The 25,447-nt window shown below is 64.3% G+C and carries 25 protein-coding genes; 11 read left to right on the top strand and 14 right to left on the bottom strand.

All coding sequences use genetic code 11. The features are described from left to right. Window positions 1-6: 6 nt before the first annotated feature. From HAP41_RS19880 to HAP41_RS19870, 3 genes are read right to left on the bottom strand one after another with little or no spacing between them, the layout of a single operon-like run. The gene (locus HAP41_RS19880) at window positions 7-855 is read right to left on the bottom strand and encodes a carbohydrate ABC transporter permease (RefSeq protein WP_085403202.1); all 849 of its coding nucleotides are present in this window, start codon (window positions 853-855) and stop codon (window positions 7-9) included. Beyond that, the gene (locus HAP41_RS19875) at window positions 848-1,786 is read right to left on the bottom strand and encodes a carbohydrate ABC transporter permease (protein ID WP_071915383.1); all 939 of its coding nucleotides are present in this window, start codon (window positions 1,784-1,786) and stop codon (window positions 848-850) included. The genes HAP41_RS19880 and HAP41_RS19875 overlap by 8 nt, the downstream gene beginning before the upstream one ends. Window positions 1,787-1,788: 2 nt before the next feature. Beyond that, the gene (locus HAP41_RS19870) at window positions 1,789-3,051 is read right to left on the bottom strand and encodes an extracellular solute-binding protein (protein ID WP_166097542.1); all 1,263 of its coding nucleotides are present in this window, start codon (window positions 3,049-3,051) and stop codon (window positions 1,789-1,791) included. Between the two features lie 170 nt (window positions 3,052-3,221). Here HAP41_RS19870 and HAP41_RS19865 point away from each other — a divergent pair, with 170 nt between their 5' ends. Next, entirely contained in the window at window positions 3,222-3,980 is a 759-nt protein-coding gene (locus HAP41_RS19865; protein WP_166097545.1) for an SDR family NAD(P)-dependent oxidoreductase, read from the top strand. Between the two features lie 158 nt (window positions 3,981-4,138). On the opposite strand, the gene HAP41_RS19860 is transcribed toward HAP41_RS19865, so the two are convergent. Further along, complete coding sequence (locus tag HAP41_RS19860) at window positions 4,139-5,002, bottom strand: alpha/beta fold hydrolase (protein ID WP_166097549.1); 864 nt, start codon at window positions 5,000-5,002, stop codon at window positions 4,139-4,141. A 299-nt stretch (window positions 5,003-5,301) separates the two neighbouring features. Here HAP41_RS19860 and HAP41_RS19855 point away from each other — a divergent pair, with 299 nt between their 5' ends. Next, complete coding sequence (locus HAP41_RS19855) at window positions 5,302-6,309, top strand: alpha/beta fold hydrolase (protein WP_175618449.1); 1,008 nt, start codon at window positions 5,302-5,304, stop codon at window positions 6,307-6,309. Between the two features lie 162 nt (window positions 6,310-6,471). Here the strand turns inward: HAP41_RS19855 and HAP41_RS19850 are convergent, their stop codons facing one another. From HAP41_RS19850 to HAP41_RS19805, 10 genes are all read right to left on the bottom strand, one after another. After that, the gene (locus HAP41_RS19850; RefSeq protein ID WP_206706229.1) at window positions 6,472-7,515 is read right to left on the bottom strand and encodes a 5-methyltetrahydropteroyltriglutamate--homocysteine methyltransferase; all 1,044 of its coding nucleotides are present in this window, start codon (window positions 7,513-7,515) and stop codon (window positions 6,472-6,474) included. A gap of 36 nt (window positions 7,516-7,551) precedes the next feature. Next, complete coding sequence (locus HAP41_RS19845) at window positions 7,552-8,406, bottom strand: fumarylacetoacetate hydrolase family protein (RefSeq protein WP_166097552.1); 855 nt, start codon at window positions 8,404-8,406, stop codon at window positions 7,552-7,554. 3 nt (window positions 8,407-8,409) lie between these two features. Continuing rightward, window positions 8,410-9,069 carry a polysaccharide deacetylase family protein gene (locus tag HAP41_RS19840; protein ID WP_166097557.1) on the bottom strand — a complete coding sequence of 220 codons (660 nt, stop codon included), beginning with the start codon at window positions 9,067-9,069 and terminating at the stop codon, window positions 8,410-8,412. Window positions 9,070-9,078: 9 nt separating this feature from the next. Continuing rightward, entirely contained in the window at window positions 9,079-9,876 is a 798-nt protein-coding gene (locus HAP41_RS19835) for an ABC transporter permease (protein WP_166097561.1), read from the bottom strand. Between the two features lie 7 nt (window positions 9,877-9,883). Then, window positions 9,884-10,690 (bottom strand): ABC transporter ATP-binding protein, encoded by an 807-nt coding sequence (locus HAP41_RS19830; RefSeq protein ID WP_224580799.1) that lies wholly within the window; start codon window positions 10,688-10,690, stop codon window positions 9,884-9,886. Then, on the bottom strand, window positions 10,669-11,424 hold the full coding sequence (locus HAP41_RS19825; protein WP_166097568.1) for an ABC transporter permease: 756 nt from the start codon (window positions 11,422-11,424) through the stop codon (window positions 10,669-10,671). Before HAP41_RS19825 ends, HAP41_RS19830 begins: the two co-directional genes overlap by 22 nt. A gap of 5 nt (window positions 11,425-11,429) precedes the next feature. Beyond that, window positions 11,430-12,191, bottom strand: coding sequence for an ABC transporter substrate-binding protein (locus tag HAP41_RS19820; protein WP_248577215.1), 762 nt, complete (start codon window positions 12,189-12,191; stop codon window positions 11,430-11,432). 245 nt (window positions 12,192-12,436) lie between these two features. Beyond that, on the bottom strand, window positions 12,437-13,798 hold the full coding sequence (locus tag HAP41_RS19815; protein WP_166097578.1) for an FCD domain-containing protein: 1,362 nt from the start codon (window positions 13,796-13,798) through the stop codon (window positions 12,437-12,439). 21 nt (window positions 13,799-13,819) lie between these two features. Further along, a complete protein-coding gene (locus tag HAP41_RS19810; protein WP_027575101.1) occupies window positions 13,820-14,206 on the bottom strand; it encodes a carboxymuconolactone decarboxylase family protein in 387 nt (128 codons plus the stop codon). Window positions 14,207-14,234: 28 nt separating this feature from the next. After that, window positions 14,235-15,587 (bottom strand): MmgE/PrpD family protein, encoded by a 1,353-nt coding sequence (locus HAP41_RS19805; RefSeq protein WP_225048757.1) that lies wholly within the window; start codon window positions 15,585-15,587, stop codon window positions 14,235-14,237. Window positions 15,588-15,838: 251 nt separating this feature from the next. On the opposite strand from HAP41_RS19805, the gene HAP41_RS19800 reads away from it, so the two are divergent. The 9 genes from HAP41_RS19800 (at window position 15,839) to HAP41_RS19760 (ending at window position 25,430) form a co-directional block, all read left to right on the top strand. Continuing rightward, window positions 15,839-16,732: an NAD(P)-dependent oxidoreductase gene (locus HAP41_RS19800; protein ID WP_166097589.1), complete on the top strand. Its 894-nt coding sequence runs from the start codon at window positions 15,839-15,841 to the stop codon at window positions 16,730-16,732. Window positions 16,733-16,762: 30 nt separating this feature from the next. Further along, entirely contained in the window at window positions 16,763-18,157 is a 1,395-nt protein-coding gene (locus HAP41_RS19795) for an MmgE/PrpD family protein (RefSeq protein WP_166097593.1), read from the top strand. 112 nt (window positions 18,158-18,269) lie between these two features. After that, window positions 18,270-19,205: a branched-chain amino acid ABC transporter permease gene (locus HAP41_RS19790; RefSeq protein WP_166097596.1), complete on the top strand. Its 936-nt coding sequence runs from the start codon at window positions 18,270-18,272 to the stop codon at window positions 19,203-19,205. Between the two features lie 2 nt (window positions 19,206-19,207). Further along, window positions 19,208-20,980, top strand: a complete 1,773-nt coding sequence (locus tag HAP41_RS19785; protein ID WP_175618103.1) for a branched-chain amino acid ABC transporter ATP-binding protein/permease — start codon at window positions 19,208-19,210, stop codon at window positions 20,978-20,980. Further along, a complete protein-coding gene (locus HAP41_RS19780) occupies window positions 20,967-21,674 on the top strand; it encodes an ABC transporter ATP-binding protein (RefSeq protein WP_166097603.1) in 708 nt (235 codons plus the stop codon). Before HAP41_RS19785 ends, HAP41_RS19780 begins: the two co-directional genes overlap by 14 nt. 33 nt (window positions 21,675-21,707) lie before the next feature. After that, complete coding sequence (locus tag HAP41_RS19775) at window positions 21,708-22,958, top strand: ABC transporter substrate-binding protein (RefSeq protein WP_166097606.1); 1,251 nt, start codon at window positions 21,708-21,710, stop codon at window positions 22,956-22,958. A gap of 34 nt (window positions 22,959-22,992) precedes the next feature. Further along, entirely contained in the window at window positions 22,993-24,228 is a 1,236-nt protein-coding gene (locus HAP41_RS19770) for an ABC transporter substrate-binding protein (RefSeq protein WP_166097609.1), read from the top strand. 35 nt (window positions 24,229-24,263) lie between these two features. Continuing rightward, window positions 24,264-24,644, top strand: a complete 381-nt coding sequence (locus HAP41_RS19765) for a carboxymuconolactone decarboxylase family protein (RefSeq protein ID WP_014496467.1) — start codon at window positions 24,264-24,266, stop codon at window positions 24,642-24,644. A 15-nt stretch (window positions 24,645-24,659) separates the two neighbouring features. Continuing rightward, complete coding sequence (locus HAP41_RS19760; protein WP_166097615.1) at window positions 24,660-25,430, top strand: SDR family oxidoreductase; 771 nt, start codon at window positions 24,660-24,662, stop codon at window positions 25,428-25,430. The last annotated feature ends 17 nt before the right edge of the window (window positions 25,431-25,447 follow it).

The following is a 25,447-nucleotide window of genomic DNA, read 5'->3' as shown; positions in this document are numbered from 1 at the left end:
TATCGTTCATCCCTTGACCGCGCCTGCGGTGAGGCCAGCGACGATGTGCTTCTGCGCCAGAAGAAAGAGAATGATGGTGGGCAGGATGGTCAGCGTGATGAAGGCCAGGATCAGGTGCCACTCGGACGAATACTCGCCCTGATAAACCATGATGCCGAGCGGCCAGGGATAGAGCGCATCGGTGTTGAGCATCACCAGCGGCAACAGATAGGCGTTCCAGCTGTTGACGAAAGTGATAGTCCCGACGGTCGCCAGGATCGGCCGCGACAACGGCAGCGTCACATAGCGGAAGAACTTGATGTAGCTGCAGCCGTCGACCAGCGCGGCCTCGAGCAGTTCATAGGGAATGTCCTTGAAGAAACGCCGCAGCAGCAGCACGCTCATCGCGAGGCTGAAGGCCACCTGCGGCAGTGCCACGCCAAAATAGGTATCGAGCAGCCCGAGATCGCGTACCTTGATGAAGAGCGGCAGCACCGCGGTCGCGGCCGGAAACAGCAGGCCGAGCGTCAGGTAGCTCAGCAGCATAGATGAGCCGTAGAACCTGACATGGGCGAAGGTGAACGCCGCCATTGAGGCGACGATCAGGGTCAGGGTCACCGTGAGCGTCGAGATGATCAGCGAGTTGCGCAAGAGCTGCCAGTAGCGCGCGGAGAACAGGATGTCGGCATAGTTCTGCCACTCCCAGTGACGCGGCAGGCCGAACGGATTGACGCGCAATTCGCCGAGCGATTTGAAGCCGCCGAGCAAGGTCGCGAGCAGCGGCACCAGCACGAAGACGGCAACGACGGCAAGGAACACCGCCTTGAACAGCACGGCAGGATCGAACGGCGTACGATTGGTCTCGGTGCTACTCATCACGCATGAACCATCGCTTGTAGGTGAAGGCAAAGGTCACGCAGATCGTGAACAGAATGACACCGATGGCGCTGCCATATCCGACCCGCATGCGGGAGATGCCGTTGTTATAGAGGAAGCTCACCAGCGTGTTCGAGGAGTCCGCAGGCCCCCCGCGCGTCAGCGGCATGACGAGGTCGAACAGCTGCAGTGAGCCGACGATGGCGAAGAACACCGAGAGGCGAATCGTCGGATAGAGCAAGGGGATGACCACGTGTCGCAGGGCTTGCGAACGCGTCGCGCCGTCGATGCGCGCGGCTTCGATCAGGCTCTTGTCGAGGCCCTGGAGCGCCGCGATGAACAGCATCATGTGGAAACCGAAGTACTTCCAGACGACGACGATCAGCACGGCCAGCATTGCCGTATCGGTCGAGGCCAGCAGATGCGGGGGCTCGGCGCCGAAGGTACGCCAGATCGAGGCGACAAGGCCGTAATCGCCGTCATAGACGAAGCTGAAGATCAGCCCGGTCGCGATCTCGGCCAGGATATAAGGCATGAAGAACAGCATGCGCAGCGCCACCGCCCCGCGAAAGCGTTCGGCGAGCATCAAGGCCAGCGTGAGCGCAAGCGGCAGCTGGATGGCGAGCGAAACGGCGATGATCAGCCCGTTGTTGCGCAGCGCAAGCCAGAAGGCGCGTGTCTCCAGCACGAAACGGTAGTTGTCGAAGCCGATCCAGTTGGTCGGCCTGCCGAACCCGTTCCAGTTGAAGGCCGAGTACCAGGCCGCCTCGCCGATCGGCAGCACCACGAACAGCGTGAACAACAGCAGCGCCGGCGGCAGGAACAGGATCAGGACCGTCAGCCTGCCGTCCCAGCTCGGGCCGCGCTCGGCGACCTGCGGGAGCTCACCGGCAACGTCCATCGCCGATACGCTCGCGGCCCGGCGTGCCACCGTCAGTTACCCTGCTTCCACGCCGCCTCGATCGCCTTGGCCGCGTCTTGCGGGCTCATGCTGCCGCCGGCGATCTCCGCGGTGACGTCGTTGACGACGCGGCCAACCGAGGGGCCGAGGCTCTGGTCATAGAAGTTCTGGTGGTAGTTCGACTTCGCCAGATTGGCTGCGATCAGCTTCATGAAGGCGTTGTTGAGACCGGCATCCGCGCCCTGCACCACCGGGATGATGAAGTTGCCACCAGCAAGCCGCGTCTGCACGTCCCTGGAGACGAAGTATTTCAGGAAATCGACGGCCTCCTTCGGCGAGCCCTTGGTGATCAGCCAGCCGGTGATACCGCCGAGCGTATCGGTTGGCGCGCCCTTGCCGCCGGCCACGACCGGGAAGTCGAACCAGCAGATCTTGTCTTCGCTCAATCCGACCTTGTCGGCGGCAAGCGCGCGCTGCAAATGATAGACCGTGCTGATGGCAAGCGTCATCGCCGCCTTGCCATCGCCGAAATAGCCGACTGCCTGCGGATTCTTGAAGCCGAGGAAGCCATTCTGGAACGGCTGGAGATCGACGAGTTGCTTGAACAGCTCGCCGGATTTCCGGAAGGTCTCCCCGGCGAAGCCGCCGTCCTCGCTGCGCAATGCAGCGTCGAAGGCCGGCTTGCCGCCGATGCGCACTGCAAGATGCGTCCAATAGAAGTGCAGCGGCCATTTGTCGGCGCCACCGACCACGATCGGGGTCACGCCGGCGGCTTTCAACGTCTTCACCGCGGCAAGCAGATCGTCCCAGCTCTTGATCCGCGCAGGATCGACCTTTGCCTTCGCCATCAGCTCCTTGTTGCAGAGGAAGCCGACCTGCGACAGCGCGGTCGGAAGACCATAGACGCGGCCGTTGGCCGTGAAGGCGGCGAGCGCTGCCGGCGTGAGGCTGTCGCTGTAACCCTTCACCTGATCGGTGATGTCGTCGAGGACGCCAGCCTCGATCTGCGTCTTCAGGACGCCGCCGGCCCAGCTGTAGATGATGTTCGGTCGGTCCTTGGATTGCAGGATGGTCGGCAGCTTGGCCTTGTAGGCCTCGTTCTCGAGGAACTGCATCTCGACCTTGATGCCGGGATGCGACGCCTCATAGGCCCGCGCAACCTCCTCCCAGATCTTCACCTGGGCCGGATTGGCCTCGATATGCAACCACTTGACCGTCGTGTCGGCCGCGGCGGAGTTGGCCCAAAGCAGGCATGCGGCGGCGGCGGCGAGTCCCAGCTTCCCGAGCAGTCTCATCACATTCCTCCCAACCGGCTCTTATTCTTTGGCTGCAATCCTGCCTTCGATTTTTGAGGTACGCAACTAAAATTCTGATCTATGCACCTCACGTCGGGAATGGCTAAGGTTGGCGGGACAACTGGGCGGCGGCGCCTCGCACCGCCCGCAACGCAACTTGAGAGGTGCCCATGGCCGCCGTTTATTCCGACCTTGCCGGCAAGGTCGTTCTCGTCACCGGTGGCGCATCGGGGATTGGGGCTGCGATCGTACGGCGCTTCGCGCAGCAGAAATCCAATGTCGTGTTCTTCGATATCAAGGCCGACGAGGGCGAACGCCTCGCACGCGAGCTGTCGGATCAGGGTCTGGCTGCGCATTTCCAGCGCGTCGACCTGACTGACATCGCCGCGTTGCGCGCCGGCGTCGCCGAGGCGCGCAAGGCACACGGCGCGATCAATATCCTCGTCAACAATGCCGCACATGACGAACGGCACAACACCGAGGAGATGACGCCGGAATACTGGGACGACCGCATCGCGGTGAACCTGAAGCACCAGTTCTTCGCCGCGCAAGCCGTGCTGCCGGACATGAAGGCGGCGAATGCCGGCGCCATCATCAATTTCGGCTCGGTGTCGTGGATGGCCGGACAAGGCGGCATGGCCGCGTACACGGCCAGCAAGTCGGGCGTGGTCGGTCTGACGCGCTCCCTCGCGCGCGATTACGGTCCCTACAACATCCGCGTGAACGCGATCGCGCCGGGCTGGATCATGACCGAGCGCCAGCTCGAGAAATGGATGACGCCGGCGGGCGAGATCGAACTGCAGCAGCGACAGTGCCTGAAGCGCCGGCTGGTACCGGACGAGGTCGCGAAATTCACTCTGTTCCTCGCGTCCGACGAGGCCTCCGCCTGCACCGCTCAGCACTACGTCGTGGATGGCGGCTGGGTGTAAGATGCTTTGAGGGTCGTGGGCGAGACCAGAGCTCGAACCTGGGCCCCGCTGACTAACAGTCAGCGGGTGGCTCCGTCCAGTTGTTTGCACAAGCCGAGGTCACGAAGCCTATTGGAAAGATGCCAATGGCACTTTCAATCAGCTCACACCGCGACAGTTCAGCCGTGTTGCTGCGTGACGCTCGGACGTGATTTGGTGACAGCCTCGCGTATCATTCCGGCGACCAGCTTCGGCGCGGTGATCGGCGATGCATGATCGACTTTCTCGGAGCGAACCTGCGCACCCATTCGTCGTGCCAGAAATAGCTGTGTCGCCGGATTGATCATTCGATCCTCCTCGGCGACCAGGTACCACGACGGCTTTGCCTTCCATGCGGCTTTCGGAGCCTTTTCCTGGATTGCCGCGACGGCAATGGGACGCTGGACCGCAGCAAGGAGCGCAGCCTGCTCAGGTCGGGCATGCTGGCACCAGGCCGCGCCAAACCGGTCGTTCGGCATCCAGAGGAAACCATGACTGTCGGGGGTGAGTTTCGGCGCCTCCGGCGACGGCTTGTCGCGATAGAATATCTGCGCGACTGTTTCGCCTTCGTCGGGAGAGAGAGCCGAAATGAAGACCAGCGACCGCACTCTGTCCTGAGTGACCGCACCAATCACGGCACCGGCATAGGCATGCGCGACAAGGACAACCGGCCCGTCGGTCCGCTCCAGCGCGCGTTCAAGCGCCGCAACATCATCCGATAGCGATGTGAGCGGGATCGGCGCCGCCATCGTCTTCAGTCCCTCGGACTGCAGTAGCGTAATGACGTGCGCCCAGCTTGAACCGTCGGCCCAGGCGCCATGGACGAGAACGACGGTGGCGTCCGTCCCCGCCGCTTCCGATCTTCTGCTGACGTCGCGGGCGACCTTCTTGCTCGCTCGGGGATCTGCAACCGCCGGCGCGATTACGCCGAATTGTGCTGCAGCTACTGTCGTTGCCGCAGCACCAACGAAACGCCGGCGATCGTGGTTGATTTCGTCGGACATGGATCCTCCATTGCTCTGGCGGCTTGCGTTGACGCACCTCCGCTTACCCTGACCTCCCGCTATTCGGCGACGCGACCACATTGGTTACAGGCGGAGGATCATTCCAACGATCACTTCTCGACTGCTCCCGCCTCTGCCCCATCGCGCCAGCGGGATGACCGAAATCATCAGCACGAACGGTTCAGTGACGCTAATCCTGCGAAAGCGCGCTTCCACGGAGGTGCTAACATGTCTCACCGCGTCGTCATTGAGGGGGGCGTTTGCCAGGGGCGTCGCGCGAACCTCGAAGGACCTCAGGGATGACAGAAAAGACAAAGATCGAGCGCCGCACCTTCGTCCAGGTGATGACCGCTGCATCGAGCGCCGCTCTATCACTGGCGCTTCTACCGCGACGCGCGGCCGGCCAATCCCCAGACAATTCCACCTCGAACGCTTCCGATCTCTTCGAGACAAGGGAGATCGAGACCGACGACAACACCATTTTCATCAGGCGCTACGGGAGCGGATCGCCACTGCTCATGGTCCATGGATTTCCGCGAACCAGCCTGATGTGGCGTCATGTGGCGCCGCATCTCGCCGGCGATCGCACGGTCATCTGCGTCGATCTTCGTGGATATGGCCGCAGCGGCGTTCCCGCCTCTGCGGAGGATCACTATCCCTATACAAAGCGGGCGATGGCGAATGAGCTCGTCACCGTGATGGATAAGCTTGGCTTTTCCAAATTCGATCTGGTTGGACACGATCGCGGCGGTCGCGTTTCCTACCGCCTTGCGCTCGATCACCCGGAGAAGGTGCAGCGTCTCGCAGTGTTTGACGTGCTTCCGATCTCGGAAGCCTGGGGCCACGCCGACGCAAAATTCGCCTTGACCTACTGGCCATGGAGCCTACTCTCGCAGAAGGCACCGCTTCCCGAAAAATACCTGATCGGTGCGCCAGACGCGGTATTCGACAATCCCTTCGGCCAGGGCTCATTCGGCCCCGAAGTGAAAGCGGAATACATCGAAACCTACCGCGATCCGGCCCGGGTGCATGCGATCTGCGAAGAGTACCGCGCGGCCGCAACCCTGGATATCGAGCATGACAAGGCGGACCAGAAGGAAGGCCGGCGCATTAAGTGCCCTATGCTGCACCTGTGGGCCTCCGGCGGGCCACTCGATACATTCTACGAGCAGAATGGCGGCGCATTGGGAATTTGGAAGAAGTGGGCCGACAACGTACAAGGTCGGGCCGTCAAGGGCGGCCACTTCTTTCCTGAGGAAAACCCCACCGACACAACGGAGCTTCTAACCAAATTCCTCTCGGCTTGAATGGCGGCTGCACCTCCGCGGCGATGTCGTCCTCGCCAATGACGACGAATGTTCAACGTTGTGAAACTGGTCTTTGAGCCAACGCCCGCGCAGATTTCGACCAAGCTGGCCACAGCCAGGCGATGGCCGGCGAACGAACCATCCTCGCCGGCCCAGCTTTGTTCAGTCGATCTCCCGCCGGACTATGGCCGCCGCATCGCACATCGCCTTCAGTTTTCCGAACGCGGTTGCACGCGGCATGTACTTCATGCCGCAATCGGGCGCGGGGACCAGGCGGTCCGGCGAGACGTATTTCAAGCCGTTGCGGATACGGGCGGCCACAGTGTCGACGCTCTCGATCGCGGGATCCGCGAGGTCGAGCACGCCGAGCATGATCTTCTTCGACGACAGGTCCTTGAGCACGCCGAGGTCGAGCTTCGGCTGCGCGGCCTCGATCGAGATCTGGTCGGCAATGGTGTCGTCAAGCTCGGCTAGGAAGGAATAGCCGGCCGGCTTGTTCGAGCCCGGCACGACCGCGGCATAGCCGAAGCAGAGATGCACGACCGTCGGCACCGTGATGCCCTGCAATGCACGGTTGATCGCCTTGACGGCGTAGCGCTTGGCAAGATCCGGATTGTTGCGCACCCAGGGCTCGTCGAGCTGGATCACATCCGCGCCTGCCTTCTGCAGATCGAGCGCCTCGGCATTGACGGCCTCGGCGAGCGCCATCGCCAACTCTTCCTCGTCCTTGTAGAACTCGTTCTTGGCCTGCTGGCTCATCGTGAACGGGCCCGGCAAAGTGATCTTGGCGGCCCGATCCGTGTTCTTGCGCAGGAACTGCATGTCGTGCAGCTCGACCGGGCCCTTGCGCTTGACGGGACCGACGACACGCGGCACCGGGGTCTGCGTGTTGCCGGTGCGCGCCACGATCATCGCGGGATTGTCCCCGTCGATGCCGTCGAGCGCGGTGGCGAAGCGGTTGGAGTAGCTCTCGCGGCGGATTTCGCCATCGGTCACGATGTCGATGCCGGCGCGTTCCATGTCGCGGATCGCGACGATGGTCGCATCGTCTTGCGCCTCCTCCAGATGCTCCGCCGGCAACCGCCACATGTCGTGCAACCGCGTGCGCGGCACCACCTTCGACAGCATGGCGCGATTCACCAGCCATTCCGGCTGCGGGTAGCTGCCGACCACCGTGGTCGGCAGGATATGCGTTGGCATGGGCATGGGATTCTCCTTCTTATTGTTGTTGAGTGCAGCCGATCAGGCCGCGCGTCCCTCGTCCTCGACGGGGTTGCGCAGGATGCCGATGCCGGAGATCTCGATCTCCACGACGTCGCCGCCCTTCATCCACAGCGGCGGCGTGCGATAGGCGCCGACGCCGCCGGTCGTGCCTGTGACGATGACATCGCCGGGCGCAAGCTCGGTGAACGTCGAGCAGTAAGCAATCAAGGCCTGCACGTCGAAAACGAGATCGGAGATCGGGGCCTTCTGCACCTCGACACCGTTGAGCCGGGTGATCAGCGTCTGCTTGGTCACGTCGGTCAATTCGTCGGCCGTGACCATCCAGGGCCCGAAGCCGCCGGTGCCGGCAAAATTCTTGCCCGGCGCGAATTGCGAGGTGTGGCGCTGCCAGTCACGGATGCTGCCGTCATTGTAGCAGGCATAGCCGGCGACATGGTTCAGCGCAGCCTCGCGCGAGATGCGGCGGCCAGCCTTGCCGATGATGACGGCCATCTCGCCTTCGTAATCGAAACGCTCGGACTCCAGCGGCCGGATCATCGGCTGGCCATGGCCGACTTGGCTGTTGGCGAAGCGGGTGAAGATCATTGGATGCGCCGGCGTCGGATGGCCGCTCTCGGCCAGATGCGTGGCGTAGTTGACGCCGATGCAGAAGATCTTGTCGGGATCGGGCACGGTCGGCAGCATCGCGACATCCTGCAGCGCGTAATCGGGCTTCTCGCCGGCGAGTTTCTTGAGCTCGTCGAGCGATCCCTTCGCAAGCAGCGCCTTCAGCGTCGGATAGGCCTTCAGGCGCTTGCCGGCATCGATGGCGCCCTTGTCGGTGACGATGCCATAGCTCGCGGTGCCGGCGATCGTGAAGCTTGCAACTTTCATCAGTCAAACACTCTCTTCGATGGAGGAAACATAGTCGTTGATCGGAAGCGCGATCTCGCCGTTGCGGATCGGAACCCATTGCGGCGGGAAGTCCTGGCGGAAGCGGGCGCCGGCCGCCTCGGCAGCGTCGAGGAAACGCTCGAGATGGTCCATCGCGCCGGTCGGGAGATCGTGCAGCACCATCAACGTCCAGGGCTGCCGGCTGCACTGGTCGAGTGCGCGCTCGGTCCAGCCCTCGGGGTCGTCCCAGTCGCGCGGAATCGCATTCCAGAGCACGCAGCTGTGCTTGTTGCGGGCGAGATAGTCTACGACGGAGGGTTTCAACAACCGCGCATCCAGATTGCCGCCGCCACCGAACGGCCGGAACCAGCGCTGGGGATGCGCGAGATCGGAGATCGCAGACTGCGTGCGGCCGATTTCGTTCTCTGCCGTCTCGCGATCCGCCTGCTCACCGAGCGGAATGGTGTGCGTAAACGTGTGATTGCCGATCCAGTGCCCATCCCCGTGCGCGCGCACCGCAAGGCCGCGCCGCGCGGGGTCAGCGATCTTCTCGCCGATGACGAAGAAGGTGGTCTTGATGCCGCGCTCGGCGAGAATGTCGAGCACACGCGGCGTCACACCCGGATCGGGGCCGTTGTCGAATGTCAGGGTCAGATCGTACACGCCAGTACCTCAGGTCGCCGGCTGCATCGCGCGCGACGCGATCTCGTCATTGGCCTGACCGGCGCGCGTGCCGGTCTGCCAGATCGCCGCCTTGCGCTCGATCCAGCGGATCGCGGCGTTGAAGGCGATGGCGAGGAACAGCACGAGCAGCACGCCCGCGAACACGTGCGGACTGTCGAGAATTGTGCGGTAGCGCGAGATCAGATAGCCGATGCCGGCCGATGAGATCAGCATCTCCGAGACGACGACACCGACGATGACCAGCGCACCGCCAACACGCAGGCCCGACAGCACCGTTGGAATCGCCGCCGGGATGATGACGCGGATCAACCGCTGGCTGAGCGTGGCGCCCATGCTGCGCGCGGCGAGCAGGAGCTGCGGGTCGATGGTCTGGATTCCGGCGGCGGTGGCAAGCATCGTCGGCAGGAAGCCATAGATCGAGGCAAACGCGATCTTGGACTCCGAGCCGATGCCGAGCCATACCGTGAAGACGGGATAGAGGATCACGAGCGGCACCGCATACAGGCTCGACACCATCGGCATGATCAGGACGCGCGGACGCGGCAGGCTGCCGACGATCGCGCCGAGCAGGATGCCGCCGCCGCAAGCGAATGCCATGGAGACCACGACCTCGTAGAGCGTCACCGCGAGCGCATGACCGTATTCGGCGGCATCGGTCCATCCAGCAATCAGCGTCGACGACAGCGACGGCAGGAACAGCTCGGGAATGAGCCCGGTGCGCGGCAGCAGCTCCCACAGCGCAATCAGGCCGATCACGATCAGATATCGCAGCGTTTTGGCGCTCATCTCCGCCTCACGCCGATTTGCGGATGTGCCGCCAGATGCGGTCGCGCAGCGCGCCGAAGGCGCCGCCGCTCAGCATCTCGTAGGTGCGGGGCCGTGGCAGCTGGACCTGGAGATGGTCGACGATGCGGCCGGGCCGCGCCGACATCACGATCACCTCGTCGGCGAGATAGACGGCTTCGGTGAGGCTGTGCGTGACGAAAACGACCGTCTTGCCCGTCGCAGCCCAGATCCGCAGCAGCTCGTCGCCCATGGTCATGCGCGTCTGCTCGTCGAGGGCGGCGAACGGCTCGTCCATCAGCAGCACCGGCGGATCCTGCACCAGCCCGCGCGCGATCGAGACGCGCTGCTTCATGCCGCCGGACAGTTCGTGGGGATGACGCCTGCCGAAGCCGTCGAGGCCGACCAGCTTGAGCGCATCCTGCGCCTTGGCGCGGCGCTCGGCCTTGGGCACGCCCCGCAGCGCCAGCGGAAACTCGACATTGTCCTCCGCGGTCAGCCACGGGAACAAGCTCGCTTCCTGGAACACCACGCCGACCCTGTCGGGGTCGGGCTGCAGGATCGGCGCGCCGCTGATGGCGATCGTGCCGGAGGTCTGCTGGCGCAGTCCCGCCATCATCATCAAAAGGGTCGACTTGCCGCAGCCACTCGGGCCGACCAGCACGACGAAACGGCCGGGCTTGACCTCGAGCGAGACGTCCTCCAGCGCGACGACGTCCTGCGATCTCGTCTTGAAGACCTGACCGACATTCTTCACCTCGATCGCGCCGGCCCGCGCGGCGGGTTTCAACGGGGTCACGTTCGCCAATGGCTGCATCGCGTTTCCACCCATCTGACAAGTTCGTTGAAGGTCATGGCGATCGCGGCGACCATTACGACGCCGGCGAGGAGCTGCTTCATCTGGAAGTTCTCGCCCCAAGTCGCGATCTGGTGGCCTATGCCGTCGCGCGAGGCGTACATCTCCGCCAAAATCACGCCGGTGAGGTTGAAGATCATGGAGATCCGCAACGCCTCCAGCAGCACCGGCAGCATGCTCGGCAGATAAACCCGGAACGCCGTCTGCCATGGCGTTGCGCCATAGGAGCGCGCCACCGTCAAATGCTCGACCTTGACCGATTCCACCGCCGTCGTGGTCGACATGATCACGATGAAGATCGTCGAGAAGAAGCCGAATCCCACCTTCTGGGCAAAGCCGACGCCGAACACCAGGATGAACATCGGCAGGAAGATCGACTTCGGGATGCTGAAGGCGAAGAACAGCAGTGGCTTCGCCACATCCGCGAAGTAGCGGTTCTCCGCGACCAGAAAGCCGATCACTGCGCCGAACGGCACGGCAAGCGCGAACGCGGCCAGCACCTCGGTCGCGGTCACCATCAGATCCTTCCGCACCGCCGCGCGCTGCAGCAGATCGCCGAGCGTCACGAAGGTATCGGACGCCGATGGCAGCAGTCGCGGATTGACGATGCCGGTGCGCGACAGCACCTCCCACAGCGCCAGGACCGCGATGATGATCGCGATCCGCGCAAGGTTGATGACGAACGTGCTTTGCATCGTGACTACTTGGTCGGAACCGGCTTGAACTTGGCCGAGATCACATCCTCGACCGGCACGATGTCCTTGAGCCCGCCGAGCTTGGCGAGATCGAGCGACAGCTGCACGGCCGCATTGACGTTGGCCGCGCCCATGTCGCCGCTGGTCTCGAGCTTCATGATGGTGTTGTCGTACTCCAGGCCCGCGATCTCCGGCGGCATTTCATAGAGCTCGGCAATCAGCTTGACCGTGACGTCGCGGTTGGCCCGCATGAACGCGACCGCGCCGTAGAGGGCGTTCACCGCCTTCTGCACCATCTGGGGCTTGGCCTCGGCGAATTTGTCGAGCACGATCCAGCCCGCAGTGAGGTTCGGCGGGACCGCGGTCGCGTAATCGAGGATGGGCTTCGCCTCGCCGGACTTCGATATCTGGAAACTCAGTGGCGAATAGACCACGGCCGCCTCGACATTTCCGGCCAGCAGGTTCGGCACCAAGCCACCGCCGCCGACGGGAACGCGCGTAAAATCGATCTTCTTGTCCTGGATGGTCCACAGCGCGAGCAGGTCGGAGCCGGAGCCGGCCGCGGTGATCGCCACCTTCTTGCCGTTGAGGTCCTTGACGTCGAGCGTCGACTTGGTCGGGACCATCAATTGCCAGCCGAAATTGCCCATCGCGGCATTGGCGACGATCCGCGACATCACGCCCTTCTTGCGTCCGGCGGACACCAGCGACGGCGGATCGAGAATGATGTCGGCCGCGCCCGCACATGCCTTCGAACGTCTCGGCACCGCTGCGGTAGATCGTCAACTCGGCCTGGATGCCTTCCTTCTCGAACAGTTTCTGCCGCACCGCCGTCTCGGCGATCGTGGTCGGCCAATAGGTTTTCGTCGGCAGGCCGACGCGGATGGTGTCGGCGGCGCTCGCAGGCCCCGCCAGAATTGCGGCGGCGATCAGCGACATCAGCGCGTGATTGATCTTCATTATTGGCTTCCTCCCGGTCTCTGTTTTTTGTGTGCCGGATTTTTCCGGATCGTCAGGTCGTACGGCTCACCTCCGCAATGCGAGAGGCGGCGAGCTCGACGAATTCTTTGGTGGTGCCGAAGTGCTTTGACAAGGCGCGAACTGCCGCATCCGCGTCGCGCCTGATCACGGCGGCGACGATCGCCTTGTGTTCGGCTTCGACGTTGCGCGGCTTGCCACCAACCTCGCGGCGGATCGAGAGGCGGCGATATCGTTCGCTCTGCTCATGCAGCACGTCGCGGAAGCCGAGCAGCCATGGCGAGCCGCACGCGTTGACCAGCGCACGATGGAAGATGCGGTGACGGATCACCCACTCCTCGTAGTGCACGGTCGGATCGTCGGGATAACGATGGGGAACGGCCTTCAAATCCGCCCAGGCGGATTTCACCGATGCGAGCCAGGCCTCATCGCCCCGCTCGATCGAGCGACGGAGCGCAAGCCCCTCGATGTCGATCCGGGTCTGCGTCACGTCGGCAAGATCGGCGAGCGACACCGGGCTCACGCGAAAGCCACGCTGGTCCGACGCCTGCACGAGCCCGTCCGCGACAAGTCGCGACAGCGCCTCGCGCACGGCGGCGAGGCTCACGGAAAACTGTTTGGCGAGCCCCGCGATATGCAGCTTCTGGCCCGGAGGCAGCCGCGTCGCCAGGATGACGAGCGGATCATGGCCGGGAACGATGTGGTCCGCGTCCGGCGCTGCGGCTCGCAGCTTGTCAAAGCCCACCAGCATGTCACCGACATGAAATGCCGTCGTGAACGGACGCTCGCTCGTCATGTTCTCGTAGAAATGACTGACGTCGGAGGCGAGCACGACCGGCCCGCGGCGCGTGTTGACGCGGACGAACTGAAGACCGGCGGAATGCCCACCGGCCGCATGAACCGTCAGTCCGGGCGCGATCTCGGCGTCGCCGTCGTAGAACAGCACCCGGCGCGCATAGTTCAGCCGCACGATCCCGCAGACGTCCTCGACCTCGAAGGAATGCGACAGCCTCGGATACTGCATATAGCGCCCGGTGGCGTAGGCGAGCTCGCGCTCCTGAAGATGAAACCGCGCATTCGGAAACCGGTCGAAATTGCCAGCGTGATCGTAGTGCAGATGCGTGAGGATCACATCCTTGACGTCGGCCACGTCGATATCGAACGCGGCAAGCGTCTCCACTGGGCAGCGCAGGAATGTTCGCCTGCGCTGCCTTGCGATTTCGGCGTTGAACCCGGTGTCGATGACGAAGGTGCGACCGCCTCCCCTCGCCAGCCACATGAAATAGTCCATCGGCATCGGCCCGTCATGCGGATCGCCGCCGATGAAGTGCTCGCTCCGCTGGGCATCTCGCGTTGCATAGCGGATGGCGAAGAGCTCGTATTCCGGGTCAGCCATGAGAGCTTCCATCAAACGGGCTCAGGACCCCGCATCGACCTCGTTGAAGGCCTCGCGCGCGTTGCGGAAGGCGTCGATGCCGGCGGGCACGCCGCAATAGACCGCGACCTGGAGCAGGATCTCCTTGATCTCCTCCTTGGTCAGCCCGTTCTTCAGGGCGCCCTTGACGTGCAGCTTCAGTTCGTGGGGGCGGTTCAGCGCGCCCAGCATCGCCAGATTGACGATCGAGCGCGTGCGCCGATCGACGCCGGGCCGCGTCCACAGCGCGCCCCAGCAGAACTCGGTCGACCACTCCGCCATCGTACGCGTGAACTCGTCGGCACCGGCGATCGACTTGTTGACGTAGTCCTCGCCGAGCACCTCTTTACGAACTTTGAGGCCCTTTTCGAACAGTTCGGTCTTGCTCATGATCGTCCCTTTCCGGTCTTGAGAGATTCTAGTTGGAAATTGTTTGGCGCGACGCCGATGGCGGCCGCAATGATTGCAGCAGCGCGCCGACGTCATCCGCCGCGTCGAGCCGCCAGACTGCATCGATAACTCGGTCCGCGTCCCAGTCACTTCGACCCGTCCGCACGCCTTCGCGCAGCTTGGCCTCGAGATCGCCGTCTGTAAGCGGCGCAGCCTGGCTGCCGCGCGGCGAAGTCACGGTCTCTGTGAGAATTTCACCAGACGACAGGCGCAAGGTGACGCGCGCAGCGCCATCGGGCATCTGCGCATCAAGCTCCGCCCTCACCTTCTGCCGCAGTCGCGCGATATCGGGCCGGACCACGGTCTCCTGCGCGAACTCGGCCACACCGGCCGCGCCGAGCAGCAGTCCGCAAGCCACGCAATGATGGATGCTGACGCGCGCATCGCGTTCGTTGCTCACAGGGCGATCACCGCGCGCGAGCAGCAGTGCCGAACCCTGCACTGTCACCGACTCGATCTGGTCAACGCGTCGGCCAATTCGTTCGCGCAACAGCAGGCAGGCGTCGATGACCGAATGGAACACGATGCCGGCGGGATAGGGCTTGTAGGTGTTCTTCGCGATCTCCCAGGTCTTGCCGAGGCCGGCGAGCATGCGGGCGAGATCCGGCTCGTCCCCCATGGTACGCGCCCAGCCGAGCGGACCTTCGATAGCGCGGGGCGCAGCCTCATAGCCCTGCTGCGCCAGCAGCGCGGCGAACAACCCGTTACGCGCGGCATTGCCGACGCTGACATTCTTGGCGGCGCTTGGCAGATTCTCGACATTGCCGGCCGACTGGCTCGCCGCAAGTCCGATCGCGTTCGCAATCCCTTCCGCTGGCAGCCCCAACAGCTTCGCGCACGCCGCCGCAACGCCAAAAATCCCGCAGGTCGAGGTGATGTGCCAGCCGCGCGCATAATGCCGCGGCGAGACTGCGTTGCCGATGCGGCACTCCACATCCACGCCAAGGATGAACGCGGTCAGCACCGCGCGCCCCGTCAGCTTGCGCGTCTCTGCCAGCGCCAATATCGGCGCGGCGACCGGCGCGGCCGGATGGATGATCGTTTCAGGGTGCGTGTCGTCGAAGTCGAGCAGATTCGCCGAGATGGCATTGAGAAACGACGCGCACAGCGCGTCCATGGACTCCGAATGACCGATGATTGTCGATGTCGCGGCGCCGCTGAACGGCGACAGCGTGCGCATCGCGGCCGTGACCACCGGATCGCGTGCGGAGCCGAGCGCGGTCGCAAAGAAATTGAGAATCGATCGCTTCGCCTCAGGGCTCTGCGCCTCCACGTCCGCCCACGACGAGGACGCGACGAAATCGGCGAGCGTCTTGCTCACACTCGGAATTGAAGCTTGCGGCACGCGGGGCGTCTTCCTCGTTTTCCCGGACCATATGACGATCCGCGGCAAACTGTCGACCCCAAATGTTATGCTTGACAGCTTGTCTGACAAGCATAACACTCCGGTCCGTTGGCGCGGGATCCCGCTGCCACGACGACGGCGGCCGAGAAGGCCGGCCGGCGAAAGCGTTTGACCAACGAGATCAAGAAGGCGCGCCCGTCACGGGATCGCGCGACAGGGAGTAGACGATGGCGGGAGAGATTCTCGGCGTAATCGGCACGGGCCGCATGGGCGGCCCCATGGCGGGGCGATTGATCGACGCGGGCTATTCGCTCGTCATATACGACACGCAGACTGAAGCTACCCAGCCGCTGGTTAGTCGCGGCGCCCAGCTTGGCAAATCGCCGGCCGATGTCGCCTCCCGCGCCGATATCGTGCTCGCCAGCCTGCCGACGCCCGACATCGTCAAGGCGGTCGCGCTCGGACAAGACGGCATCAGCAGCGGCAACCGCGCCAAGATCGTCATCGATCTCTCGACCTCGGGGCCTGGTGCTGCGAAGATCGTTGCGGAAGGCCTGAAGGCCAAGGGCATGACGCTGGTCGATGCGCCCGTGAGCGGCGGCATCAAGGGTGCCGTCAACGGCACGCTGGCCGTGATGGTGTCCTGCCCGCAGGCGACCTACGAGACCGTGCAGCCGATCCTGAAGAATTTCGGCAAGCTGTTCTACACCGGCGACAAGCCCGGCGTGGCACAGACGGCCAAGCTGGCCAACAATCTGATGGCGGCCGCGGCGCTGGTGATCACGTCGGAGGCCGTCGCGATGGGCGTCAAGGGCGGCGTCAACGCAAAAGTGCTGATCGACATCATCAACGCCAGCAGCGGCCGCAACAGCGCGTCCGAAGACAAATTCCCCCGCGCGGTGCTGCCCGGCACCTTCGATTTCGGCTTCGCCACCGGCCTCTCCTACAAGGACGTCCGGCTCTGCGTCGACGAGGCCGAGGCGATGGGCGTGCCGATGGTCTGCGGCGCAGTGGTGCGGCAGATGCTCGCGATCACCAACGCCAAGTATGGCGCGTCGTCCGACTTCACCTCGATCGCCAAGGTGCTCGAGGAATGGGCCGGGGTCGAGATGCGCGGCTGATCACGCAGGCCTTCAGGGAGAGCGATTGCGATGACGATCGGCCCGACCGGATCAGGCAAGGTCTCGCTCGCGCGCCAGATGGCGCGGAGCGTGCTTGCGCTTGATCTTGGAGATTTCGGGCCGGAGGTCGTCGCGAAGGCAAAGCTCTGTCTGCTCGACTTCTTGTCCTGCGCCTTCGAGGCCGGCCATCATCCCTGGAGCCGTCAGGCGGTTGCGATCGCGCAGGCCGGCGGCAACGCAACGATCATCGGGACGTCACAACTCTCCTCGTCGGCCGATGCCGCCTTTGCCAATGCCGTCATGGGGCACGGCCTCGTCCGCGAGGACATGCATGCGGCCAGCATCGCGCACCACGGCGTGGTGATCTGGCCGACGTTGCTCGCGCTGTCGGAGCAGACGCCGCTGCACGGAGCCAGGCTGCTCGCTGCCGCTATCATCGGCTATGAGACCGGCGCGCGGATCGGCCGCGCGCTCCTGACCTCCGACCTCGCGCGGCTCTACCGCCCGACGGGCCTCGTGGCCCCACCGGGCGCGGCGCTGGCGGGCAGCTTCGCGCTTGGTCTCTCCGAGGATGCCGCGACCAGTGCCGTCGCGATCGCGGCCAATACGTCCAGCGGGCTGAACGAGTGGCCGCATGCCGGAGGCTCCGACATGTATTTCCATCCGGGCTTTGCGGCCAGCAACGCGATCAAGGCGATCGGTCTTGCGGCAGCCGGCGCCTTCGGCTCGGAAACGATCCTCGAAGGTGAGGCCGGCCTGTTCGCCGCCTATCGCCGCCAGGCCGCGCCCGACAGCATCACGCTCTTCCCCGATGGCGAGAGCGAGATCATGGCCGTCTACAACAAGCCGGTCCCGGCCTGCAATTTCGCGCAGACCGCGGCCCAAGCAGCGCTTCGCGTCTCGCACGAGCTCGCCAGCACTGAGGAGATCGACCGCGTCATCATTCGCGCACCCGACGCCGCGGTTCGCTATCCCGGCTGCGACTCCATGGGGCCCTATCGCAACGCGCTCCAGGCCAAGATGAGCATTCCCTTCAGCGTTGCTGCCACGCTCGCGCGGGGCGAGATCGAGGAAGAGAACTATTCCGAACTTGATGATGCCGACATCATCCGCCTGGTCGCGGTCACCGATCTCGGGGCAGATCCCGGCTTCACCGCCGCCTTCCCGGGCAAGCAGGGCGCGGAGGTGACCGTGCATCTGCGCAGCGGCCGGACCATCCGGCACGCTTTGCCCGACGTCATCGCCGCAACGCCTTCAGATATTCGTGCGCGCTTCCGCGCCGCCGCAACCAGAGTCCTTGGCGACGATCGCGCGCACCGGCTCGAACAACTCATCGACGGCTGCGAGCAGCTCGGCAATGCCGGCGACATCGCAGCACAGTGTCGTCTGAACACGCCAGAACAGGCTTTACGATCGGCATCATAAGAAATGCCAAACAATACGGGGGAAATATGGTCGACCGGGAGACCAGCCTAGCAGTGCCGACGGCGCACAATCGCCAGCAAGCCGGCGCTCACGCCGCGCGGAGGCGGGGCTGATGGAAGGCTTCTTTCAAGCGCTCGCTGCGGGCCTTTTGATCGGCGCCGTCTACGGCCTGATGTGCGTCGGGCTCGGCCTGATCTTCGGCGTCATGCGCGTCATCAACTTCGCCCATGGCGATTTCATGATGCTCGGCATGTATGCCGCCTTCTATCTCTTCACCGCCGCCGGCATCCAGGCGCTGTTCGGCAATACGGTCGGTCCGTTCGTGGCCATCCTGCTGGCTGGCCCGGTACTCGCCGTGTTCGGCTATTTCGTCCATCTGGCCCTGATCTCGCGCGTCTCGGGCACGCGCACCGCCTCGCTGGAAGCCGAAGGCCATTACGCCCAGCTGATCCTGACGCTCGGCATCGCGCTGATCCTGCAGAATGGCGGCCTCATCGTTTTCGGATCGGTGCTGGCCTCGATCCGTACGCCGCTGTCGAGCTCGGCCTGGGAGTTCGTTCCCTTCTTCGACATCAGAATCTTCCTCAACAAGGCGCGCAGCATCGACGCGATCGTTTCGCTCGCGATCATGATTCTGCTCTCGCTGTTGATCACGCGGACCCGGATCGGCAAGTCGCTGCGCGCCGCGGCCGACAATCCGACCGCCGCGACCTACATGGGCATCGACGTCGACCGCGCGCACCGCACGGCCTTCGCGCTCGGCTGCGGCATCACCGCGATTGCCGGCGGCCTGCTCGCGACCAACTATCCGTTCCACCCCTTCGTCGGCCTCGAATACGTGATCGTCATGTATGCCGGCGTCGTGCTCGGCGGCATGGGCAGCATCATCGGCGCCTTCTGGGGCGGCATGACGATCGGCCTCGTGCAGCAGATGTCCACGCTGATCCTGCCGACGCAATTGCAGAACGCCGCGATCTTCGCCGTGTTCCTCCTCATCATCTTCTTCCGTCCGCAAGGTTTCTTCGGGCGCATGGTCGAGAGGACGTGACCATGCTCCGGATGCGTTCACTGCTGCCTCCCCTGCTCTTCACGCTCGCTTACGCCGGGATATCACTCGGCGTCACCAACTCCTACTACCAGCTCATCCTGACGCTGGTGCCGGTGTGGGCGGTGTTCGGCCTGTCCTGGAATCTGCTCAGCGGCTACACCGGGCTGATCTCGTTCGGCCACGCCGCCTTCTTTGGGATCGGCGCCTATGCGACCGCGCTGGGGCAGATCTATTTCGACATCTCCCCCTGGCTGCTGATCCCGGTCGCCGCCATGCTCGGCGGCATCGCCGGGCTGCTGATCGGATTTCCGACCTTCCGCCTCCAGGGTCACTACTTTGCGCTCGCGATGCTCGCCTACCCGCTCGCCATTCTCTACGTGTTCGAGTGGCTCGGCTTCCAGGAGGTCACGCTTCCGATCAAACGCGACGCGCCGATCGCCTATATGCAGTTCTCCGATCCCCACATCTACACGCTGCTGGGGCTGGCCATCATGCTTGCCACCATCGTGCTGACGCAGGTGATCGAGCGATCCCGTTTCGGCATGGCGCTGCTCGCGATCAAGCAGAACGAGGCTGCGGCAGAAGCGGCCGGAATCAACACGCTGGCCTGGAAGCTGCGCGCGATCACGTTGAGCGGCGCGATCGCCGCCGCCATCGGCGGGTTCTATGTGCAGGTGCTGCTGGTCGTAACCCCGCAATCGGTGTTCGGCATGCTGGTGTCGGCACAGGCGCTCACGGTCGCGATGTTCGGCGGCGTCGGCACGGTGTGGGGACCGGTCATCGGCTCCGTGATCCTGATCCCACTCGCCGAGATCCTGCACGCCGAGGCCGGTGCGCGCATCCCCGGCATTCAGGGCGTCATCTTCGGCCTGGCGATCGTCTGTGTCATCTTGCTCGCGCCGGAAGGCCTGTTCTGGAAACTGCGCGATCTCCTGCGCAAGCGAAATGCGTCCAAGGGCACGGCTAGCGTCACTTCGGAAACGGCCATCGCCAACGTCACGGCGCTGAAGCCCGCCGCGCGGCAGCGTGCGGCCACCGGCGAAGTGGTGCTCGAGGTTCGCAACCTCTCGCGCTCCTTCGGCGGCCTCAAAGCCGTTCAGGACGTCAGCTTCAAGCTGCACAAGAACGAGATCCTCGGCATCATCGGCCCGAACGGCGCCGGCAAGACCACGCTGTTCAACCTCCTCAACGGCTTCCTGAAACCGAGTGAGGGCGAGGTGCTGATCGACGGCCGCGACATGTCCGGCCAACGGCCGCACGTGATCTGCGAGGCCGGCATCGGGCGAACTTTCCAGGTCATGCGCCCATTCCTGCGCATGTCGATCCTCGACAATGTCGTGGTGGGAGCCTATGTGCGCGCCGGCTCCGACGCGGAGGCACGCAAGCTTGCCGCCGACGCGGTCGCCCGCGTCGGGCTCTCCGCCGTGGCCGACCGTGTCGCCGGCGAACTCTCGACCAAGGAGCTGCGGCTGATGGAGCTCGCCCGCGCGATCGCCGGCCAGCCCCGCATCCTGCTGCTCGATGAGACGCTTGCGGGCCTCGGCCACGGCGAGGCGGACGAGGTCGTCGCCGTGATCCAACAGCTCGCACGCGACGGCACGACCATTGCCATCATCGAGCACACCATGCAGGCGATGGTCCGCCTGGTCGACAGATTCCTCGTGCTCGACCACGGTGCCGTCATCACCGAGGGCCTGCCGGAAGTGGTGACGCGGGACAACCGGGTAATCGAGGCCTATCTCGGCAAGAAGTGGGTGGGCCATGCTGCGAATTGACGGATTGAGCGCGGGCTATTCGGCCAAGCCCGTCCTGAACGACGTGTCGATCAATGTCGGCGCGGGCCAGTTCGTTGCGATCGTCGGGCCTAACGGTGCCGGCAAGACGACGCTATTCAAGACGATCTCCGGCATCGTGAAGCCGAGCGGCGGAGGAATTACGTTTGACGGCGTCGACCTTCTTGCCGTGCCGCCGCCGCAGCGCGCCCATCTCGGCATCGCCCATGTCCCCGAGGGCCGCCAGGTGTTCCCATCGCTGACGGTGATGGAGAACCTCGAAATGGGCGCGATGACCGAAAGCGGCCGGCGCGACTGGCAAACCAACATCGAGCGCATCTTCGAATGGCTGCCGGTGCTGAAGGAACGCCGCAACCAATTCGCCGGCACGATGTCCGGCGGCCAGCAGCAGATGCTCGCGATCGGCCGCGGCCTCGCCTCCTCGCCGAAGCTGCTGATGCTGGACGAGCCCTCGATGGGGCTCGCGCCGTCGACCGCGGACTTCATCTTCGAGCGGCTGATCGATATCCGGCGTCAGTCCGGGCTGACCATGCTGCTGGTCGAGCAGCGCGTGGCGGAAGCACTGGAGTCCGCCGACCACGGCTACGTCCTCGAAGCCGGACACGTCGTGCTCGAAGGCAACAACGACACGCTGCGCGCCGATGATCGCGTGCGCAAAGCCGATCTCGGCATGTGACGAACAAAAAACAAAGAGCAGGGAGACAACAAAATGAACAAGACATCGAAGGGCAGGATATCAAAAGGACTGACGCGCCGGACCGTGCTGTCGGGCGCTGCCGCCGTCGGCCTCGCCGGCGTGGCACGCGCGCAGGCGCCGGCGGAGGTCAAGGTCGGACTGATCGTGCCGCTGTCCGGCATCTACACCCGCCCCGGCCAGGTGATGAAAATGGGCGCCGAGATGGGCATCGAGCACATCAACGCGCAAGGAGGCATCAAGCCACTCGGCGGCGCCAAGCTGAAGCTGGTGGTGATCGACTGCGGCGACACCACCGAGAAGGCCAAGAACGCGGCGCAACGCATGGTGGCGCAGGAACCCGATCTGGTCGCCGCCACCGGCTCTTATCTCTCCTCCTTCACCCTCGCCGTCACCGAGGTCACCGAGCGCGCCGAACTACCGGTGCTGACACTGTCCTATTCGGACCTGCTGACCGACCGCGGCTTCAAATATATCTTCCAGACCGCCGCGACCGCGAGCCGTCAGTCCGAGCTGGGCCTGCCGACGCTGATGAAGCTCGCCGAGAACGCGTCGGGCAAGAAGCCCAAGACCGTGGCGATGCTGATGGACAACACCGCGACATCCGTCGCCACCGCCAAGGCGCTCAAGGAAAAACTGCTCGCACAGGAAGGCCTCCAGCTCGTCGTCGAGGAAGTCTGGACCCCGCCGCTGTCGGATGCCACCCCGCTGATCCAGAAGGTCCGCTCGGCCAAGCCCGATCTGCTCCTGTTCATGCCGAATGCGGTGTCGGATGCCAAGCTGGGGCTGGAGAAGATCAGCGAGTTCGGCCTCGGCCAGGGCAAGATCCCGACGGTGTCGTTCAGCATCACCATCGCCGAACCCGACATGCTCCAGAGCGTGAGCCCGGAGACCGTGCAGGGCATCATGACCATCGTCGCCAACTGGGGCTCGAAGGGTCACGAGGCGCTGATCGCCGAGCTCAAGGCCAAATACAAGGAGCCCTGGATGACGCAGAACGTCATCTCGACCTACGGCGACATGTGGCTGATGAAGGAAGCGCTGGAGAAGGCCGGCAAGGCCGACCGCAACTCGGTCGCGCAGGCGTTCCGCACCATGGATGCCGGCCCGTCGAAATACTATCCGGGCGGCCAGCTCAAATTCGACGAGAAGGGCCGCCGCGTCGGCGCCGGCGTCGTCATCGTGCAATGGCAATCGGGCGTGCCTGTCACCGTCTATCCGCCCGAACTCGCGCAGGCGCAGCCGTTCTGGCCGAAGAAATCATAAGGCGTCGCGATCTTTTTCAGGGAGGAGAATTGTCATGACTGCAAAGAGCAAAATCACGATCTCGCGGCGAACATTGCTTGCCAGTGCCTCCGGCACGCTGATCGCATCCCGCGCCTGGGCGCAGCAACCTTCCGAGGTGAAGGTCGGCCTGCTGGTGCCGATCTCCGGCCTCTACGCCCGCCCGGGAACGGTGATGCGTGAGGGCGCCGAGATGGCGGTCGACCACATCAACGCGCAAGGCGGCATCAAGGCGCTCGGCGGCGCCAAGCTGAAGCTGGTCGTGCTCGATTCCGGCGACACCACGGAAAAGGCCAAGAACGCCGCCCAGCGCATGGTCGCGCAGGAGACCGATCTGGTTGCGGCCAGCGGCGCATACCTGTCCTCGTTCACGCTCGCGGTGACCGAAGTGACCGAGCGCGCCAGCCTGCCCGTCCTCACCCTCTCCTATTCCGACCTCATCACCGACCGCGGCTTCAAATACGTGTTCCAGACCGCGGCCACCGCAGGCTCGCAGGCACGGCAGGCGTTGCCCCAGATCATCAAGCTGGCGGAGACGGCCTCAGGCAAGCGGCCGAAGACGGTCGCGATCCTGACCGACAACACGGGGGCCTCGATCGCTTCCGCAAAGGCGATGCGCGAGGGCCTGCTGGCGGAGAACCAGTTGCAGCTGATCGTCGACGAGACGTTCACGCCGCCGCTGGCCGATGCGACGTCGCTGGTGCAGAAAATCCGTTCGGCGAAACCCGATCTGCTGTTCTTCCTGCCGACGGTGATCTCGGACGCAAAACTGCTGCTCGAGAAAATGAACGAGTTCGGCCTCGGCCAGGGCAAGATTCCGACCATCTCGTTCGGCATCGCGATCGCCGAGCCCGACATGCTGCAAACCGTCAGTCCCGAACTCCTCCAGGGCGTGCTGACCTGCGTCGCAAGCTGGGGCGCCAAGGGCCACGAGGCGCTGATCGCCGAGTTGAAGACCCGCTACAAGGAGCCGTGGATGACGCAGAACGCGATCTCCACCTATGGCGACATGTGGGTGATCAAGGACGCGCTCGAGAAGGCCGGCAAGGCCGACCGCGTCGCCGTCGGCGAGGCGCTGCGCACCATGGATGCCGGCCCCTCGAAATACTATCCGCTGGGCGAGATCAAGTTCGACGAGAAGGGCCGCCGCGTCGGCGCCGGCATGACCATCGTGCAGTGGCAGTCCGGCGTGCCGTTGACGGTGTTCCCGCCCCAGCTCGCGTTGGCGCAGCCATTCTGGCCCAAGAACTGACCTAGACAACGCCCAAAAGAGAAACGGAGAACAACATGGACAAGGCGACCTACGACCGCGGGCTCGAAATCCGCAAGAGCGTGCTCGGCAACGAGTTCGTCGACAAGGCGATCGCATCCGCGGACGAGTTCAACCGTCCGATGCAGGACCTCACCACGGAGTATTGCTGGGGCTACGTCTGGGGCCGCGACGGCCTGACGCGCAAGACGCGCAGCTTCCTCAATCTGGCGATGCTCTGCGCGCTCAACCGCCCGCATGAGCTGAAGACGCATGTCCGCGGCGCGCTCGCCAACGGCGCCACCAAGGAGGAGATCCGCGAGGTCTTCATGCAGGTCGCGATCTATTGCGGCGTGCCGGCCGGCGTGGATGCGTTCCGGAACGCGAAGGAAGTCTTCGCCGAGCTCGACAAGAAATAACGGAGCGTGACGACGATGAAGGGCAAATGGGCACTCGTGACCGGTGCGACCGCGGGCCTTGGCCTCGCCGTCGCGGAAGGCCTTGCCGGCGCGGGCGCCAATATCGTCCTTCATGATCTCGTCGCGCCGAAGCAGGCGGCGGATGACCTCCGCGCCCGCTTCGGCGTCGAGGTTGTCGCTGCGGGCGTCGATCTGTCCCGGCGCGAGGCGATCGAGGCCATGATGGCCGATCTGCTCGACCGCTGCGGCGCCATCGACATCCTCGTCAACAACGCCGTGGTCAGGCATTTCTCCGCCATCGAGCAGTTTCCGCCCGATCGCTGGGAGCAGGCGCTGGCCGTCAACCTGTCGGCGCCGTTCCATTTGATCCGCCTGGCGCTGCCGGCCATGAAGCAGCGCGGCTGGGGCCGGATCATCAACATGGGCTCGATCTATTCGAGCCGCGCGGTCGAGGACCGCATCGACTACGTCACCACCAAGACTGCGATCCTCGGCATGACCCGCGCGGTGGCGATCGAGACGGCGCGGAGCGGCATCACCTGCAACACGCTCTGCCCCGGCACCCTGCCGACGCCCGCGATCCTGAACAAGATCGCAACGATCGCGTCGAACAGCGGCCGTCCGGTCGACGAAGTGACCAAGGAATATCTCGGTGAGCGCCAGCCGACGCAACGTTTCATCGAAATGAATGCGGTCGCCGCCATGGTCGTCTTTCTCTGTGGGCCCGCAGCAAACGATATCACCGGCGCCAGCCTGCCGATCGACGGCGGCTGGTCGGTTGCATGAGAACACCGGAATGGGAG

This window comes from Bradyrhizobium barranii subsp. apii (assembly GCF_011516635.5).
GTDB classification, from domain to species: Bacteria; Pseudomonadota; Alphaproteobacteria; order Rhizobiales; family Xanthobacteraceae; genus Bradyrhizobium; species Bradyrhizobium barranii.
Note: the sequence above shows the minus strand (reverse complement) of the source record. Positions and strands in the feature narration are given on the sequence as shown.